This is a genomic window from Cellulosimicrobium sp. G4 BAM 1002, from assembly GCF_057126935.1.
The window spans coordinates 2,416,848-2,431,861 of record NZ_CP182109.1 but is presented as its reverse complement, the minus strand read 5'-3'; the positions used below and the strand labels follow the sequence as shown (position 1 = coordinate 2,431,861).

Here is a 15,014-nt window from a genome sequence, read left to right as displayed (position 1 = left end):
CGCCACGTCGCGAGGGTTCCCGGGCGTCAGGAGAGGCGACGGTCGAGGTGCACCTCGACCGTGTCCCCGACGTCCTTGCCGAGCTGCTTGCGGACCTTGGCGCTGAGCGACAGCATGTGCCCGCCGCGTCCCGTGACCATGAGGCCGACGTTGCTCAGCGCGACGCCGTCGACGTGGGCGTCGACGCGGACGGCGCGGCCGGTGCCGAAGAGCTCGGCCGAGCCGGGCACCTCGACGCAGGACCAGGTCTCGCCCTTGACGTCCACGCCGATCGGCGCCGTGAACGTGTGGTCGAGCGGTACGTCGAGCGGTACGGGGTCGAACGGCACGTGGACTCCTCGGGGTGGGAACGGTGCGGGCGCGGGGTCGACCGTGGGCGCGGCCGGAACTCATCGGTCGCGGCCGCACAGGCGCGGGGACGAGCGTGTCACACCACGCGCCGTCGGGCGGTCGAACGGGTGACGGAGACCGGGCGGGCGAGACGACTGCGAGGTGAGCATGGACACCGAGCCGCTCGGACCGACGGTGCGCCGGCTCCGGCTCGCCGCCGATCTCACGCTCGAGCGGCTGTCCGAGCTGTCCGGGGTCAGCGACCGCGCGCTGAGCGACATCGAGCGCGGCGCCGCGCGCGGTCCCCAGCACCGGACGATGCTGTCGGTGGTGGACGCGCTGGGTCTCTCGGACGACGACCGCGCGCTCGTGCTGCGTGCCGCGCGCGAGGGGCGCCGCCGTTCCCGGCCCGAGCCCGGCTGGCGGCTCCCGCTGCCCCGCGGAGCGACCGACTTCACGGGGCGGGCCGAGGAGCTGGACCGCGTCTCGCGGGCGCTGCGGGTGACGACGCGTGGCGCCCCGCCCGTGGTGCTCGTGACGGGTCCTCCCGGGTACGGCAAGACGAGCCTCGCCGTCCGCGCGGCGCAGCGGCTCCAGGCCGAGTTCGACGACGTGCTCTTCGTCGAGCTCGACGGGACGGCGTCGGACACCGTGGTGTCCGACTCCGCAGCACCCGGCGCCGTCGTGTCCCGGCTCGTGCGGGCGCTCGCCGGCACGAGCGCGTCGCGCGGCGACGACCCGGCGTACCTGCGCGAGCTCCTGGCGGGGCGCCACGTCCTGGTCGTGCTCGACGACGCGCGCGACGAGGCGCAGGTGCGCGCAGCCCTGCCGTCGGAGGGCCCGGCGGCCGTGCTCGTCACGAGCCGCCGGCACCTCGCGGGGCTCGAGGGCGTGGTCCGCGTCGACCTCGACCGGTTGCGGCCCGAGGACTCGCGTGCGCTCCTCGCACGCATCATCCCGCAGGCCCAGGCGTCGGACGGCGACCTCGCGCGCCTCGCCCGGCTGTGCGACGACGTCCCCCTGGCCCTGCGCATCGCCGCCAACCGGCTCGCGAGCCGGCCGACCTGGACCGTCGACGCGCTCGCCGCCCGCCTCGCCGTCGCGGACCGCCGCCTGGACGCGCTGGAGGCGGGCGACCTGTCGGTGCGCGCGGCGATCGACCTCTCCATCGACCAGCTCAGGCCGGCGGCGCGACGGCTCTTCCGCCGCCTCGCGCTGGTCGACGGGCGCGACGCCGGCACGGGCCTCGTCGCGGCGCTCGCCCAGGAGTCCCTCTGGACGACGGAGGAGCTGCTCGACGAGCTCGTGTCGCTGAGCCTCGTCCGGCCCACGGAGCACGACCGGTACGCGCTGCACGACCTGCTCCGCCTCTACGCGTGCAGGGCTCTGGAGTCCGCGGAGCCCGTCGAGGCCCGCGGTGCCGTGCGCCGTCGCGCGGACGCGTGGCTCCTGGACGCCGCGGTGCGGGCAGGTCTCCGGCTGGCGACCGGCGACCCGGGTGGGGCGGTGCACGTCTGGCTCGCCGACGAGGCGCCCAACTGGATCGCCGCTTTCCGCCGCGCGGCCGAGCGGGGCGATCACGCGACCGTCCTCCGTGTCTCCGAGGCGCTGCGCCCGCTCGACCTGCTCCCCGGGCATCCCGGCCTTCACGCGCCGTACCGGCGGCAGCGTCGCGCGACCAGCCGTGCCCCCGGCGTACGGACGACGTCGGCCCCCGTCGCCGCGGCGACGGGGACCGACGGGTGACGACGGTCAGGCGACGGAGTCGAACGCCTCGAGGATCGTCGCGGCGACCTCCGCCGGCTGCGAGACGGACAGCGCGTGCGACGCGCCCGCGATCTCCCGCGCGCCGCGCGCCGACGCCCGCTCTGCCATGAAGCGCTGGAGCTCGGCCGGGATGTTCTTGTCCTTCTCGCCGTAGACGAACCACGACGGGACGCTGCGCCACGCCGGCTCCGCCCCGGGCAGGCCCTCGGTCAGGGCGAGCTCGGTGACCGGGCGCTGCTCGGCGGCCATGAGGACCGCGCGGTCGGCGGGGACGTCGTGCGCGAACTGGGAGGGGAACGCGTCGGTGCGGATGCGCAGCTCGTTGCCGCCGCTCGCGAGCGGGTAGCCGATGAGGGTCTCGCCGAGCGTGCTGCCGGGGAACTTGTCGGACAGCTGCAGCGCCGACTCGCCGGCGTCGGGCGCGAACCCTCCGACGTACACGAGCGCCTTGACCGCGTCGTTGCCCGCGGCGGCGTCCGTCACGACGATGCCGCCGTACGAGTGCCCGACGAGGACCACGGGACGGCCGATCGCGGCGATCACGTCGCGGACGTACTGGGCGTCGCCCGTGACGGAGCGCAGGGGGTTGGCGAGGGCGACGACGTCGACCGAGCGCGCGAGGAGGCGCTCGACGACGCCGTCCCAGCTGTCGGAGCCGGCGAACGCGCCGTGGACCAGGAGGACGATGGGCTGGGTGCTGGACATGGTGCTTCCTCATCTCTCTTCGTGAGTCCCGGGTCCTCCCGGGACGGGTGCTGCGGTGGGGACGGGCCGGCGGCCGGTCAGAGGGTGCCGAGCGCGGTGCGCAGCACGTGGACGGCCTGCTCGACGGCGGCTGTGGTGGCCTGTGTCGGGCGCAGCGGGTTGAGCATCATGAAGTCGTGGATGGTGCCGTTGTAGCGCAGGCTCGTGGTGGGCACGCCGGCCTGGAGGAGGCGGCGCGCGTACGCCTCGCCCTCGTCGCGCAGCACGTCGTTCTCGTCGACGACGACGAACGCGGGCGGCAGCCCGGCCAGGTCGTCGAGCGAGGCGCGCAGGGGTGAGGCGGTGATCTCCTCGCGCTTGTCGACGTCGGGCAGGTAGCTGTCCCAGAACCAGGCCATCGCTGCCGCGGTGAGGTGCGGGCCGTCCTTGAACTCGCGGTAGCTCGCGGTGTCCTGCGCGGCGTCGGTGACCGGGTAGTACATCGACTGGTGCACGAACGTCACGTCGCCGCGCTGCTTGGCGAGCAGCGCGAGGGCGGCGGTGAGGTTGCCGCCCACGGAGTCGCCCGCGACGGCCATGCGGGACGCGTCGAGCCGGAGCGTGGCGCCCTCGGTCGTGACCCAGCGCGCCACGGCGTAGCCCTGCTCGAGCGCGACGGGGTAGCGGACCTCGGGCGAGCGGTCGTACTCGACGAACACGACCGCGGCGCGGGCGCCGACCGCGAGCTCGCGCACGAGCCGGTCGTGGGTGCCGGCGTCGCCGAGCACCCAGCCACCCCCGTGCATGTACAGGACGACGGGGAACGGTCCGGTGGTGCCGCGCGGTGTGAGGACGCGCACCCGGACGGTGCCGTCGTCCGCGGGCACGGTCACCCATGTCTCGTCGACGGCCTCCTTGTCGACGGGCTGGGCCTGGACGTCGGCCAGGACCTGGCGGGCGCGCTCGGGGCCCAGCTCGTAGACGAACGGGGGGTTGGCGACGGCGTCGGCGAAGGCCTGCGCCTCCGGTTCCAGGACAGGTTCGTTCATGGTGTCTTCTCCTTCGTGCGTTGCTTCTGCGGTCTGGTTGCCCCGTGCTCCTCCAGCGTGCGGAGCGGCACCGGCGAGCACCACGAAGAAGTCACGCAGGACTCGGGCGTCCGCGGCTTCTGCGTACGGCGGACCCGGCAGCCGTCGGGCGGCCCGCGTCACACGCCGCGGGTCTCCCCGGTCGTAGGGGACGAAGCACGACGGCACGAGCCGGACGGGTCCGGTCGAGTCGCGAGGCAAGAGCGGGAGCACCGGGTTTCAGGCGGCCCTGAGGGGTAGGCGCCAAGCAGATCGCGGCTGGTCCCACCCGCCACCGGACCCGTCGCTCGGGCCCTGCTGCCGTGCCCTGTCACAGATCGGGTGCGTGCCCGGTCGGTGGGGTGGAGCGCGCTGCCGTCCGGCAGGGTGGACGTGGGGACGGGAGCGGACGACCATGGCGGACGTGAGCGACGCGGCGACGGGTGCGACGAGCGAGACCGGTGCGACAGCCGGGGCGGTGGACCTGGGTGCGGCTGAGCAGCAGTTCAGCGCCGCGCGTCGCCGGCTGTTCGGCATCGCCTACCGGATCCTGGGCAGCGCCGCCGAGGCGGACGACGTGCTGCAGGACGCGTGGGTGCGGTGGCAGACCTACGACCGGTCGACCGTGCGCAACCCCGACGCGTTCCTCACGACGACGACGACGCGCCTCGCGATCAACGTCGCGCAGTCGGCGCGCGTGCGGCGCGAGACCTACATCGGGCCGTGGCTCCCCGAGCCCGTCGACACGAGCGCCGACCCCACGCTCGGCGCCGAGCGCGGGGAGGCGCTCGAGGTCGCGCTCCTCATGCTCCTCGAGAAGCTCACCCCGACGGAGCGCGCTGCCTACGTGCTGCGCGAGGCCTTCGACTACCCCTACGAGCAGATCGCCGAGATCATCGGGCACTCGCAGGCGAGCGTGCGCCAGCTCGTGAGCCGCGCACGCCGTCACCTCGGCGAGGGCGAGCGGCGTGCTCCCGTCGCGCCGGAGGCGCAGCGCCGCCTGCTCACCGCGTTCGTGGCCGCGGCGAAGTCGGGCGACGTCGCCGTGCTGGAGAGCCTGTTCGCCCAGGACGTCATCTCGTACTCCGACGGCGGCGGAGCGGTCCGCGCCTCGAAGTTCCCGGTGGTGGGCCGCCCGCGCGTCGCGAAGTACCACCACGCGTTCGCCGGCCACTTCTGGGTCGGCGTGGAGGTCGAGCCCGTCGAGGTCAACGGGTACCCGGCGATGAAGCTGCGGCGGGACGGGGAGTTCTTCGCGGTGCTCACGGTCCGCGCCACGCACGACGGCATCGACCGGGTGCTGTGGATGATGAATCCGCAGAAGCTCGCGGCCCTGTCCGCGTAGGCGCGGCGTGAGATCGCGACCGGGCGGAGGGACGGGACGGCGCGACTCCGATCGGGAAGGGCACGACCGTCTCGTCGGTGCGCTGCACCGCGCGTGCCTCGAGCCCGGCCAGGACGGTGTGCGTGCGCTGCTGGACCCGGACGTCACCCTGTGGGTCGACGCCGCGGGGAGCGCCGAGGCGACGCCCGGCGTCGTCGAGGGCGTCGACGACACCGCCCGCGCGCTGTGCCGCGTCCTGCGGGCCGGACCGGGCGTGGACGTCGCGGTGGGCTCGGTCAACGGGAGGGCCGGTCTCGTCCTCCGCCACGACGGCGTGGTGACCGGCGTGCTCAGCGTCGCCGTGCGGTCGGACCGGATCACCGCGGTGTGGATGGTCCTCAGCCCCGCGAAGCTCCAGGGGTGGAACCGCGCCTGAGCCCGCCGCGCGGGAGGCGCTAGCAGCGTGCTCAGACCCTGCTAGCGTGTCAGCGCCTCCACCGGTGCGGGCGACCTGCGGCCGGGCATCGGCCGCGCCGCACGACCCGAGGAGACGTATGAGCACGGCACCCGTACGAGGCAGCGACGTCGCCCGGCGCGCGGTACGCGCCGTCGTGGCCCTGGCGCTCGTGGCCGCCCCCGTCTGGGTCGTGGCGACGACCGGGGACACCGTCCGGCACCAGCACTGGGCGCTCGCGGCGGTGCTGGCCGCGAGCCTGCTCGCCGGCCTCGCCGTCGCGCTGACGGCCGTCCTCGACGAGCGCCGGCGCGCGAGCGCCCCGCGGCCGGCGCGCGGGCTCGCGCGCCGGCTCCTGGCGGGCGCCGGACTGGTCGCGCTCCTCGCGCTGGCCGCGGCCGTCGTCTGGCTGCGACCGTTCCCGGCGACGAGCCCTGCGCTGTCGGCGCTGGGGAGCGACGAGGTCGTGGAGGTCCGGGAGGAGTCCGGGTGGATCGCCTTCGTCCCGCGCGAGGCGGAGGTCACCACAGGTCTCGTGTACTCGCCCGGCGCGCGCGTGGACGTGCGGGCCACGGCCGCGGTGCTGCGCCCCGTCGCCGAGGCGGGGCACGTGGTCGTGGCCCTCAAGGAGCCGCTCGGGATCGCGTTCACGGCTCCGGACCAGTCCGCGGCCGCGATGACCGCCTTCGACGCTGTGGACCGGTGGGTCGTCGGCGGGCACTCGTTGGGCGGGGTCGTCGCGGCGTCCTTCGCCGCGAGCCACGACGCCAGCGTGGACGGGCTGCTCCTGCACGCGTCCTACCCGAGCGAGGACATGAGCGCCGCGGACGTCGCGGCGACGTCGGTGTGGGCCACGAACGACGGGCTCACCACCCCCTCCGACGTCGAGGCGTCGCGAGCGAACCTGCCCGCCGGGACCCGGTTCGTCGAGATCCCGGGCGGCGTGCACGCCTTCTTCGCGGACTACGGCGAGCAGCCGGGCGACGGGCGGCCGACGACGACCCGCGCCGCCGCGCAGGCGCAGATCGTCGACGCCAGCATCGAGGCTCTGGACCGGGTGGCGTCGGGGGGCTAGGTCCGGGCGCAGGCCTCCCACCACGGTCGTCTGGTTGGAGGAGGGCCGATCAGGAGCGCTGGGCTCGCCGCACCGACGGCTAGCGCTTTCCGCCTGCATCGTGGCACACTCGCCCCAGGCGGCGAGAAACCGGTTTCCCGCCCCACCACGACGAAGGAGTTGGGTGATGGCACGACGGCGATGGGCGGTCCCGCTCGCAGCGGCGACCGCGACCGTGATGGCGGCGACGGGGGTGGGTCTCGGCGCCGCGTCGGCGGCAGACGCGTCGCACGGCGGCCCGGGGGCGGCCGACCTGGGCAGGCAGGTGCTCGGGGAGAACGACGGCTGGGGCGCCGCGAACGACGGGACCACCGGCGGCAGCACGGCCGACGAGGACCACGTCTTCGTCGTCGACACCTGGGAGGAGCTGCGCGCCGCGCTCGGCGGGACGAGCGCCCGCACGGACACGACCCCGCGGATCGTCTACGTCGACGGCGTGATCGACGCGTTCGCAGGGACGAGCTGCGAGGCGATCGCGGCCACCGTCCCTGTCGCGGGCAGCGGCGAGGCCTTCTCGATGCAGGACTACGTCGAGGCCTACGACCCGGCGACGTACGGGTGGGGCGACCTGGCGGGTCCGCTCGAGGACGCGCGCGTGGCGGCCGCGGCCGAGCAGGCGAAGGTCACGCTCCAGCACGTCGGGTCGAACGTCACGGTCGTCGGGCTGGGCGACGACGCCCGGATCGTCGGCGCGAGCCTGCGCATCCGCGACGCGCGCAACGTCATCCTGCGCAACCTCACGTTCTCCGACGCGCGCGACTGCTTCCCGGAGTGGGACCCGGGCGACGGGGACGCGGGGAACTGGAACTCGGCCTACGACAACGTCTCGGTGTGGACGTCGGAGAACGTCTGGGTCGACCACAGCACGTTCGACGACGGCGAGCACCCGCCGTCGTCCCTGCCGGTCGTCTTCGGGCGCCCGTTCGAGATCCACGACGGGCTGCTCGACGTCACGCACGGCTCCGACCACGTGACCGTGTCGTACAACCACTTCTCGGACCACGACAAGACGGCGATCCTCGGCTCGTCCGACAGCAGGACCCAGGACGCGGGCAAGCACAAGGTGACCTACCACCACAACCGGTGGACCGACGTCGGGCAGCGCGCTCCGCGCGTGCGGTTCGGGGACGTGCACGTCTACAACGAGCTGTACGAGCAGACGCGCGCCGGGATCTTCCAGTACTACTGGGGAGCCGGCATCGACTCGAGCATCTACGCGGAGAACAACGCGTTCGAGCTCGCCGCGGGCGTGGACCCGGCGCGCATCGTCGGCCGGTACAAGGGCGAGCGGCTGTTCGAGACGGGCTCGACGGTGAACGGCGAGCCGGTCGACCTCGTCGCCACGTACAACGCCTCGGTCGCCGAGTCCGAGCGCCTCGAGGACGCGGCCCGCTGGACCCCGACCCTGCACGGGACGATCGACCCGACGTGGGCCGTGCCGGCGATCGTGCGCTCGTCCGCCGGTGCGGGCCGGCTCGGACCGGTCGACGCGCCTGCGTACGACGCGGGAACGACGTACGGTGCCGGCGATCTGGTCGTGCACGACGGCGCGCTCGTCCGCGCGCAGTGGTACGCCCGCGGCACGGCCCCGGGCTCGACCTGGGGCCCCTGGGAGGAGCTCGCCGTCGACGAGCGCGGCCTGCCCGTGTGGACGTCCTCGCGGGTCTTCCGCGGCGGGGACGCGGTCGTGCACGACGGCGCGGTGTGGGTTGCGCAGTGGTGGACCCGGGGCCAGGAGCCCGGTGCCGACGCCTGGGGTCCGTTCCGCCGCGTGGGCTAGCGACCCTGCCCGGACGGCCGGGTCCCCTGGGACGGCAGAGGCCGGTCGTCGCGACGCGCTGGGGGCGTCACGACGACCGGCCACTGGCGTCGGGGACCAGGACGTCTCGACGTCAGCCCGGCCCCGGTGCCTCGTCGCGTCGCGCGAGCTCGACGTACTCGACGCCCCACCCGAGCGCCTCGTGGCGCTCGACGTGCCACCCGGCGCGCGCGGCGAGCCGGGCGACGTCGTCGGGTGTGCGGGGTGCGGACCCGGTCGTGGCGAGTGCGAGCAGGGCGTGCTCGTGGGCGTGCGGGCTCAGCCCGTCGGGCGTGAAGTCCTCGACGAGGACGGCCCGCGGCGCGGCCGCGCGCATCGCGACGAGCAGGTCGACGACCTCGTCGTCGGTGCGGTGACCCGCACCGAGCGCGCTCACCGCGACGTCGGCCACCGGCCAGTGCCCGGCCGGCTCGGCCAGGGTGTGCGCGGTGCCGGCGCCGGCCTGCTCGCGCAGGACGGCGAGCGGCACCTCTGCCTCGACGAGGGTCGTGGTGCGCTCGCCGGGTGCCACGGCGAGCAGGTCCGCGACGACGAGCGCCCCGGGTCCGCCGAGCGCGACGGACCGGGCGCCGGACCACACGGGCCAGGTGCCGATCCCCGTGAGCACGAAGGGCAGGACGTCGGCGCCCTCCACGACCTCGGCGGCGCGCGCCGGGTCGGTCTCGACCTCGGTCCGCACCGACGGGCCCCGCGCGCGGGACCAGGCGGGCACGCCGTCGCGCAGCGCGTCGGCGAGCGCGCCGAGCGCCAGCACCGTGTCGGCCTCGAGGCCCTCGTACTCCTCACGCTCGTGGTCGTCGTCGAGGAGGTCCTCGCCGGCGTCGTCGAGGGCGACCTTCTCGCCGTCGACCGTGACGACCCCGACGCTCGCGAGGACGTCCACGAGCGTGCGCACCGCCCCCGGGGCGATGCCGGCGACCTCGGCGAGGGTCGCGACGTCGCGCGGCCCCGACCCCAGCTCGTCGAGCAGCCCGAGCTGCAGCGCCGCGCGCGTGGCGAACCACGGCACCGGCGACGCGACACCCTGCGGCGCGGGGGTCGTGGCGTGCGCCGCTCCCGCCGTGGTGCCGGCCGTCGCGTCGGCCGTGGCGGCGTGACCGGTGCCTGACGGCTCGAGGTGCCAGTAGCCCGTGACGTCGACGTGCGTGCGTGGCACGGCCCGATCGCGCGTGAGGTAGCGGCGCACGGGCAGGAGCGCGCGGCTCTCGCTCGCGGCCCACGCGTACACCTGGCCCGGCCACCACTCGAGCGAGCGCACGGCGTCGTCGAGCGCGCCGCGGTCGCCCTCGGGCGCCACGACCCACGCGATCGTGTCGTGCTCACCCAGCGCGAGGTCCTGGACGGCGGACTCGTGCGCGACCGTCACGACGACCTGGACGGGGACGTCGACGGGTCGCTCGTCGAGGAAGCGCCCGATCGCGGGCAGCGCCGTCTCGTCCCCGGCGAGCAGCGCCCAGTCGACGTCGTCGGGCCAGAGCGTGGACGCCTTGGGTCCGACGAACCACAGCGCGTCGCCCGGCCGCGCGCCCTGCGCCCAGGCCGCGGCGGGCCCGTCGCCGTGGAGCACGAGGTCCAGGTCCAGCTCGCCCGTCGCCGGGTCGAACCGGCGGGGCGTGTAGTCGCGCCCCTGCCGGTTCGGCGCGGGCGCCCAGTCGATGCCGTGCGCGCGCTGCACGGGCAGCGCGGACGCGACGTCGCCGTCGGACGCGAGGACGAGCTTGACGTGGTCGTCGAACCCGGGCGCCGCGAACGCGGGCATGGGCATGCCGTCGCGCTGGAACGCCGCGAGCTCGGGCCCGACGAGGGTCACGCGCCGCATGCGCGGCGTGACGTCGACGACGCGCCCGACCTCGACGCGGCGCAGGACCAGCGGGTGGGTGCGCAGCCGGTGCTGAGCCATCAGGCGAACTGCTCCTCGACGACGTCCAGCAGCGCCATCGCCTCGTGGTAGTCGCCGCGGATCGTCCACGTCGGCAGCTCGACCGCGGTGCCGGCGGCGAACGACGGCAGGCCCGCGTACACGGGGTCGGCGGCGAGGCCGTCGAAGTCGATCTCGGCGCCGTTGAACCCGATGACGAACAGGTTCGGCGCGGTGAGCACCGAGGTCACCTGCTCGGCCGACACCTCGAACATGTCCCCACCCGCGGTGTACGGCTCGGCGCCCGTCTGCTCCTGGACCGGCTGGATCGCGAAGCCGAGCTCCTCGAACGTCGCGGGCAGGGCCTCGCCCTCGATGAGCGCGAAGTTCTTGCCCTCGGACGTCAGCGCGAGGAACGCCGTCTCGCCCTCGGGGACGGTGATCGCCTCACGGACCTCGGCGACGCGCGCGTCGTACCCGGCGACGAGCTCGTCGAACGTGTCGCCCTCGCCGAACACGTCGTGCGCCAGGAACGCGAACTGCTCCTGCCACGTGGTGTACGTCCCGCTCACCAGGACGGTGGGCGCGATCTGGCTCAGGCCGTCGTACACGTCCGTGGCCTGCTTGAGCGGGAAGCCCCAGCCGCCGCCGACGATGAGGTCGGGCTCGAGCGCGAGGATGGCCTCGAGGTTGTACCCGTCGGCGCTCCACTCGATGAGCTCGGTGCCGTCGGCCTCGGCGTCCTCGGCCCAGAACTCGGAGAACGCCGGGTCCGGGTCGTCGGTCACCTCGGGCACGGTCGCGAGCACGGGTACGTCCAGCGCGTACAGGTACCCGGCCAGGGCGTGGTTGAGCACGACGACGCGCTGCGGGTCCGCGGGGACCGTGACGTCGCCCTGGTCGGTGGTGACGACGTGCTCGGTGGCGGCCTGCGTCGCGGGCGCCCCGGCCTGGGGCTCGTCACCGCCCGCGGTCGTGCCGGTGTCGGCCGAGCAGGCGGAGAGGGCGAGCAGCGCGGCCGCCGCGAGCGCGGCGACGGGGGCGAGGGGACGGCGGGTGGGACGGCGTGACGACAGCATGGAACCTCACACTCGGGAGTCGGGACGCGGGGGCCTCACGGCGCACCGGGCACGCCCCGCGAGGTTAGGCTAACCACACCTTGCGGCGCGAACCGCGCCGGACGCGACACGACCCGTCCCGGACCGGACACGATCTCCCGGCGCCCGGGGGAGAGGAACCCCACGCATGACACCGGCAGCGCTCGGCGCCGTCGTCCCCGAGAACTCGATCCGGTTCCTCGGCCACGACACCCACGTGCACGACGAGCCGCACCTCGTCCACGTCGTCACGGGCACCGGGGAGCTCGTCGCGGACGGGCACGCGATGACGCTGCGCACGCACGAGAGCGTGTGGCTCGCGCCCCGCGTCCCGCACGCGCTGCGCCTGCCCGGGGACTCGATGGCCCTCGGCCCCCTGCTCTCGCCCGGTGTCGAGCCGCCGAGCCGTGTCCACCGGCTCGGGGTCGTCCCCGCCGTCACGTCCCTGCTGACGGCGACGATGTGCGCGGCCCCCACGACGCCCGAGCAGGTCGCACCCTTCCGGGCCGCGCTCGAGGCCGTCCTGCGCGGCGTCGCACGCGACTACTTCCCCCTGACGATGCCGGCCCACCCGGTCGCCCGCGCCGTCGCGGCCGACGCCCGACGCGGGAGCGGGACGCTCGACGAGCTCGCCGACCGCCGCCGCGCCAGCGCGCGCCACGTCCAGCGGCTCTTCGTCGAGGAGACCGGCCTCGCGTTCGGGCGCTGGCGCACGCGCGCGCACCTCAACGTCGCGATCGCCCGCCTGCGCGGCGGGTCGCACCTCGATGCGGCGGCCCACGCCGCCGGTTATGCGTCCCGGGCCGGGCTCCTGCGCGCCCTGAGCCGGGAGACCGGCCTGCCGGTCGCGGACCTCGCGCACGACCCCGTCGCGGCGCTCGCTGCCCGCGACGCGGAGCCCTGCCCGGCCTGAGGCCCCACCGACCGTCCCGGTCAGCGGGCGTCGGCCTCGTCGCGCACCTGCGGCAGCGCCAGGAACCCCCACGGCAGGGCGATCACCGAGAACGGCCCGAACGCGCTCGCCGCGAGGGCGGCGAGCGTCGCGCCGTCGGTGGGCTGTCGGCGAGACCCGCGCCGCCGTCTGTCGCGACGCCCGGGGCGGCGGGAAGGGCCCTCCGCGGCCGTCGTCGCGGGCGTGCCCGGCGCGTCGACGGGTGCGGCCTCGTCGAGGATGCTCGCGACGAGGTGCTCGAGGAGCAGGTCGCGCTGAGACTCGCTGAGGCGCGACCACTCGCGCTCGTGCACGCGCGCCAGGGTGCGGGCGGTGGCGCTGCGCGTCGTCGTCTCGTAGAGGGCGACGGCGGCGCGGTCGAGCTCGCGGCGCCGCCGCGCGAAGGACTGCGGTCCGAGGAGAAGTCCGAGGTGCATGCGCGCTCCCGGGGGCGAGGTCGGCGAGGCCGGGGTCCCGGCGTCTCCTCCACCGTGCGCTCGCGCCCGGCTCCGTCGCGCCCGTAGGTCACCCGGGGGGCACCCCCGGGGTCGACCGGCCGCACGCCGGCGAGCCCCGTGGGGCGGCGCCCGGGTCAGGCCAGGTCGAGGTCGGCGTAGAGCGCGGCGTGGTCCGACGCCGCGTGCGCGGGCGACGTCATCGTGTCGTAGTGGGGGAAGAGCGTGCCGTTCGCCCCGCCCCACACACCCTTGCGGAACACCGAGCCGCCGACGGTGCGCGCGAAGAGCGCAGGGGAGAGCAGCACGTAGTCGATCTTCTGGCTCGCCGTCCCGTTGCCGTACGTGCCCGGCCGTCCGTCGCCCGCGAACGCCGGGTGCTCGGTGACGTCGCGCAGGTCGGTGCGCTCGAGCAGCGGCCGCAGCGGGACGGAGTCGGGCGTGTCGTTGAGGTCGCCCGCCACGACGACGTTCTCCCGGCCCTGGGCCCGCAGCCCGGCGTAGATCGCGGCGACCCGGGTGGCCTGGCGCCGGCGTGTCGCGTCGCTCTCGGCCTGCGTCCCGTAGCCCTTCGACTTGAAGTGGTTGACGAGGACGGTGACGCTCTGCCCGGACGCGAGCTCGACGACGTACTCGGGGCAGTCCCGCCCGAAGACGACGCGACCGCGCGAGTCGCGGTCGTCGACGTGCGAGCGGATCCCGCCGATCCGGTGCCCGCGCGTGGTGAGCAGGCCCACGTCGATGCCGCGGTCGTCGTTGCCGTCGACGACCATGACGTGCGGGTAGAGGGGCCCGCCCGTGCGCGTCACGACGCCCGCGTCGGTGAAGTGCTTGAGCGCGACCCGGCTCTCCGCCTCGACGACGGCGAGCACGTCGGCGTCGACGTCGGCGACGACGCGCGCGGTGTGGGTCGTCGCGACCTCGTCGACGCGGTCCTTGACCAGGTCGACCCACCCGATCCAGTCGCCGCGCCCCGTGGCGACCACCTCGGTGCGGGCGGTGCCCGCGGCGAGCGACCCGGTGCGCCGCAGCAGCCGGCCCCGCACCTGGCGCAGCACGGCGAGTTCCGCGGCGTCCGAGCGCAGGAGCTCCAGGGTCGTCAGGTGGCGCAGGATCTCGGCGCGCACGTCCGGGGTGTAGGTCTCCTCGTCCAGCAGGGCGTTGACGCGCGCGTGGGCGTCGAGCGCCGCGTTGCCGTTAGTGAGGGGCCCGGCCATCGCGCGTGGCCGCTCGAACAGGTTCTCGACGTTGAACGTCCCGATCCGCACCGTCGCCATCGCAGGCTCCCTCGCGCGGCCCGGGACCCGAAGGGGTACGTGACGCGGACCGGCTCTACGGGGAGGGAGGGCAGTGCGCGCCCCGCCGGACGTCCGGTGTCCGGGCACGGCACCGACACGGGCCCGGCCGGCGTCACCGCCGCCGACCGGGCCGCTCAGCACCCCTCGATGCGCCGTGGCGCGCCCGTCAGCGCCGGCGCGCAACCGGCGCCGAGGGGTAGATGTCGCGGAACACGGGCTCGAACGGGCGACTGCGCAGCCGCATGCCCGCCTCGTCCGGCGTCCGCCCGCCCTTCGTCGCGTTGCACGGCTCGCACGCCGCGACGGCGTTGAGCCACGTCGTCGTGCCGCCCTGGCAGCGCGGTACCACGTGGTCCATCGTCGTGGCCGCCCCTCCGCAGTACGCGCAGCGGTAGCGGTCGCGCCGCAGGAGAGCCGCCCGGGAGTAGGGCACCCGGCCCTGGCGCTCGTACACCCACTTCGTGTGGACGTAGCGCACCAGCTCGACGGACAGCGGCCGCTGGTACGGCCCGAACGTCTCGCCCTCGACGGCCTCGCGCACCTCCGCGACGCGCCGGTGCAGCATGCGGATGGCGTGGCGCAACGTGACGCGGCCCAGCACCTGGCTGCCGCCGAGGTTGTAGATGACCACCTCGCTCATCGTCGCGCCTCCTGTCGTCGTGCCGGGGTGGGACGACGAGAGCCGCCCCAGAACGGTGTCCCAGGACGGCTCGGCAGGTCGACGACGTGCGTCGTCTACCTGGAGAGCGCCCTTCGGGACAGGTCGGTGGACCGCAGCTGCGTCACGTGCGTCCACCTTCCCTTCACCGGTCGTCA

Annotated in this window: 14 protein-coding genes; 6 read left to right on the top strand and 8 right to left on the bottom strand. The window is 75.1% G+C overall.

All coding sequences use genetic code 11. The annotated features are described in order from the left end of the window. Nucleotides 1-26 precede the first annotated feature (26 nt). Nucleotides 27-329, bottom strand: coding sequence for a DUF1905 domain-containing protein (locus tag ACMXGY_RS10965; protein ID WP_483773028.1), 303 nt, complete (start codon nt 327-329; stop codon nt 27-29). Nucleotides 330-498: 169 nt separating this feature from the next. Between ACMXGY_RS10965 and ACMXGY_RS10960 the strand changes: the two genes are divergently transcribed. Further along, nucleotides 499-2,076: an ATP-binding protein gene (locus ACMXGY_RS10960; protein WP_483773027.1), complete on the top strand. Its 1,578-nt coding sequence runs from the start codon at nt 499-501 to the stop codon at nt 2,074-2,076. 6 nt (nt 2,077-2,082) lie between these two features. On the opposite strand, the gene ACMXGY_RS10955 is transcribed toward ACMXGY_RS10960, so the two are convergent. Then, nucleotides 2,083-2,802 (bottom strand): alpha/beta fold hydrolase, encoded by a 720-nt coding sequence (locus ACMXGY_RS10955; protein WP_483773026.1) that lies wholly within the window; start codon nt 2,800-2,802, stop codon nt 2,083-2,085. Between the two features lie 77 nt (nt 2,803-2,879). Beyond that, on the bottom strand, nt 2,880-3,830 hold the full coding sequence (locus ACMXGY_RS10950; RefSeq protein ID WP_483773025.1) for an alpha/beta hydrolase: 951 nt from the start codon (nt 3,828-3,830) through the stop codon (nt 2,880-2,882). Between the two features lie 442 nt (nt 3,831-4,272). On the opposite strand from ACMXGY_RS10950, the gene ACMXGY_RS10945 reads away from it, so the two are divergent. The 4 genes from ACMXGY_RS10945 (at nt 4,273) to ACMXGY_RS10930 (ending at nt 8,520) form a co-directional block, all read left to right on the top strand. Continuing rightward, nucleotides 4,273-5,193, top strand: a complete 921-nt coding sequence (locus ACMXGY_RS10945; RefSeq protein WP_483773024.1) for an RNA polymerase sigma-70 factor — start codon at nt 4,273-4,275, stop codon at nt 5,191-5,193. A 7-nt stretch (nt 5,194-5,200) separates the two neighbouring features. Next, nucleotides 5,201-5,608, top strand: a complete 408-nt coding sequence (locus ACMXGY_RS10940) for a sigma-70 family RNA polymerase sigma factor family protein (protein WP_483773023.1) — start codon at nt 5,201-5,203, stop codon at nt 5,606-5,608. A 118-nt stretch (nt 5,609-5,726) separates the two neighbouring features. Beyond that, entirely contained in the window at nt 5,727-6,701 is a 975-nt protein-coding gene (locus ACMXGY_RS10935) for an alpha/beta hydrolase (protein ID WP_483773022.1), read from the top strand. A gap of 166 nt (nt 6,702-6,867) precedes the next feature. Then, complete coding sequence (locus tag ACMXGY_RS10930; RefSeq protein WP_483773021.1) at nt 6,868-8,520, top strand: pectate lyase family protein; 1,653 nt, start codon at nt 6,868-6,870, stop codon at nt 8,518-8,520. Between the two features lie 112 nt (nt 8,521-8,632). Here the strand turns inward: ACMXGY_RS10930 and ACMXGY_RS10925 are convergent, their stop codons facing one another. Together ACMXGY_RS10925 and ACMXGY_RS10920 are read right to left on the bottom strand one after the other, a co-directional pair. Further along, nucleotides 8,633-10,459, bottom strand: coding sequence for an SIP domain-containing protein (locus tag ACMXGY_RS10925; RefSeq protein WP_483773020.1), 1,827 nt, complete (start codon nt 10,457-10,459; stop codon nt 8,633-8,635). Further along, nucleotides 10,459-11,496 (bottom strand): ABC transporter substrate-binding protein, encoded by a 1,038-nt coding sequence (locus tag ACMXGY_RS10920; RefSeq protein ID WP_483773019.1) that lies wholly within the window; start codon nt 11,494-11,496, stop codon nt 10,459-10,461. The genes ACMXGY_RS10925 and ACMXGY_RS10920 overlap by 1 nt, the downstream gene beginning before the upstream one ends. Before the next feature lie 166 nt (nt 11,497-11,662). Here ACMXGY_RS10920 and ACMXGY_RS10915 point away from each other — a divergent pair, with 166 nt between their 5' ends. Beyond that, nucleotides 11,663-12,427 (top strand): helix-turn-helix domain-containing protein, encoded by a 765-nt coding sequence (locus ACMXGY_RS10915; protein ID WP_483773018.1) that lies wholly within the window; start codon nt 11,663-11,665, stop codon nt 12,425-12,427. Between the two features lie 20 nt (nt 12,428-12,447). On the opposite strand, the gene ACMXGY_RS10910 is transcribed toward ACMXGY_RS10915, so the two are convergent. The 3 genes from ACMXGY_RS10910 to ACMXGY_RS10900 form a co-directional block, all read right to left on the bottom strand. Continuing rightward, the gene (locus ACMXGY_RS10910; protein WP_483773017.1) at nt 12,448-12,882 is read right to left on the bottom strand and encodes a hypothetical protein; all 435 of its coding nucleotides are present in this window, start codon (nt 12,880-12,882) and stop codon (nt 12,448-12,450) included. 155 nt (nt 12,883-13,037) lie between these two features. Then, nucleotides 13,038-14,177 carry an endonuclease/exonuclease/phosphatase family protein gene (locus tag ACMXGY_RS10905; RefSeq protein ID WP_483773016.1) on the bottom strand — a complete coding sequence of 380 codons (1,140 nt, stop codon included), beginning with the start codon at nt 14,175-14,177 and terminating at the stop codon, nt 13,038-13,040. A gap of 187 nt (nt 14,178-14,364) precedes the next feature. Continuing rightward, nucleotides 14,365-14,838: an HNH endonuclease gene (locus ACMXGY_RS10900; protein ID WP_483773015.1), complete on the bottom strand. Its 474-nt coding sequence runs from the start codon at nt 14,836-14,838 to the stop codon at nt 14,365-14,367. Nucleotides 14,839-15,014: the final 176 nt, after the last annotated feature.

Excerpts from the sequence above, each read along its gene's own strand:
- ACMXGY_RS10960 (WP_483773027.1), top strand. The coding sequence starts at position 499 with ATGGACACCGAGCCGCTCGGACCGACGGTGCGCCGGCTCCGGCTCGCC.
- ACMXGY_RS10955 (WP_483773026.1), bottom strand. The coding sequence starts at position 2,802 with ATGTCCAGCACCCAGCCCATCGTCCTCCTGGTCCACGGCGCGTTCGCC.
- ACMXGY_RS10950 (WP_483773025.1), bottom strand. The coding sequence starts at position 3,830 with ATGAACGAACCTGTCCTGGAACCGGAGGCGCAGGCCTTCGCCGACGCC.
- ACMXGY_RS10935 (WP_483773022.1), top strand. The coding sequence starts at position 5,727 with ATGAGCACGGCACCCGTACGAGGCAGCGACGTCGCCCGGCGCGCGGTA.
- ACMXGY_RS10930 (WP_483773021.1), top strand. The coding sequence starts at position 6,868 with ATGGCACGACGGCGATGGGCGGTCCCGCTCGCAGCGGCGACCGCGACC.
- ACMXGY_RS10925 (WP_483773020.1), bottom strand. The coding sequence starts at position 10,459 with ATGGCTCAGCACCGGCTGCGCACCCACCCGCTGGTCCTGCGCCGCGTC.
- ACMXGY_RS10920 (WP_483773019.1), bottom strand. The coding sequence starts at position 11,496 with ATGCTGTCGTCACGCCGTCCCACCCGCCGTCCCCTCGCCCCCGTCGCC.
- ACMXGY_RS10915 (WP_483773018.1), top strand. The coding sequence starts at position 11,663 with ATGACACCGGCAGCGCTCGGCGCCGTCGTCCCCGAGAACTCGATCCGG.
- ACMXGY_RS10910 (WP_483773017.1), bottom strand. The coding sequence starts at position 12,882 with ATGCACCTCGGACTTCTCCTCGGACCGCAGTCCTTCGCGCGGCGGCGC.
- ACMXGY_RS10905 (WP_483773016.1), bottom strand. The coding sequence starts at position 14,177 with ATGGCGACGGTGCGGATCGGGACGTTCAACGTCGAGAACCTGTTCGAG.
- ACMXGY_RS10900 (WP_483773015.1), bottom strand. The coding sequence starts at position 14,838 with ATGAGCGAGGTGGTCATCTACAACCTCGGCGGCAGCCAGGTGCTGGGC.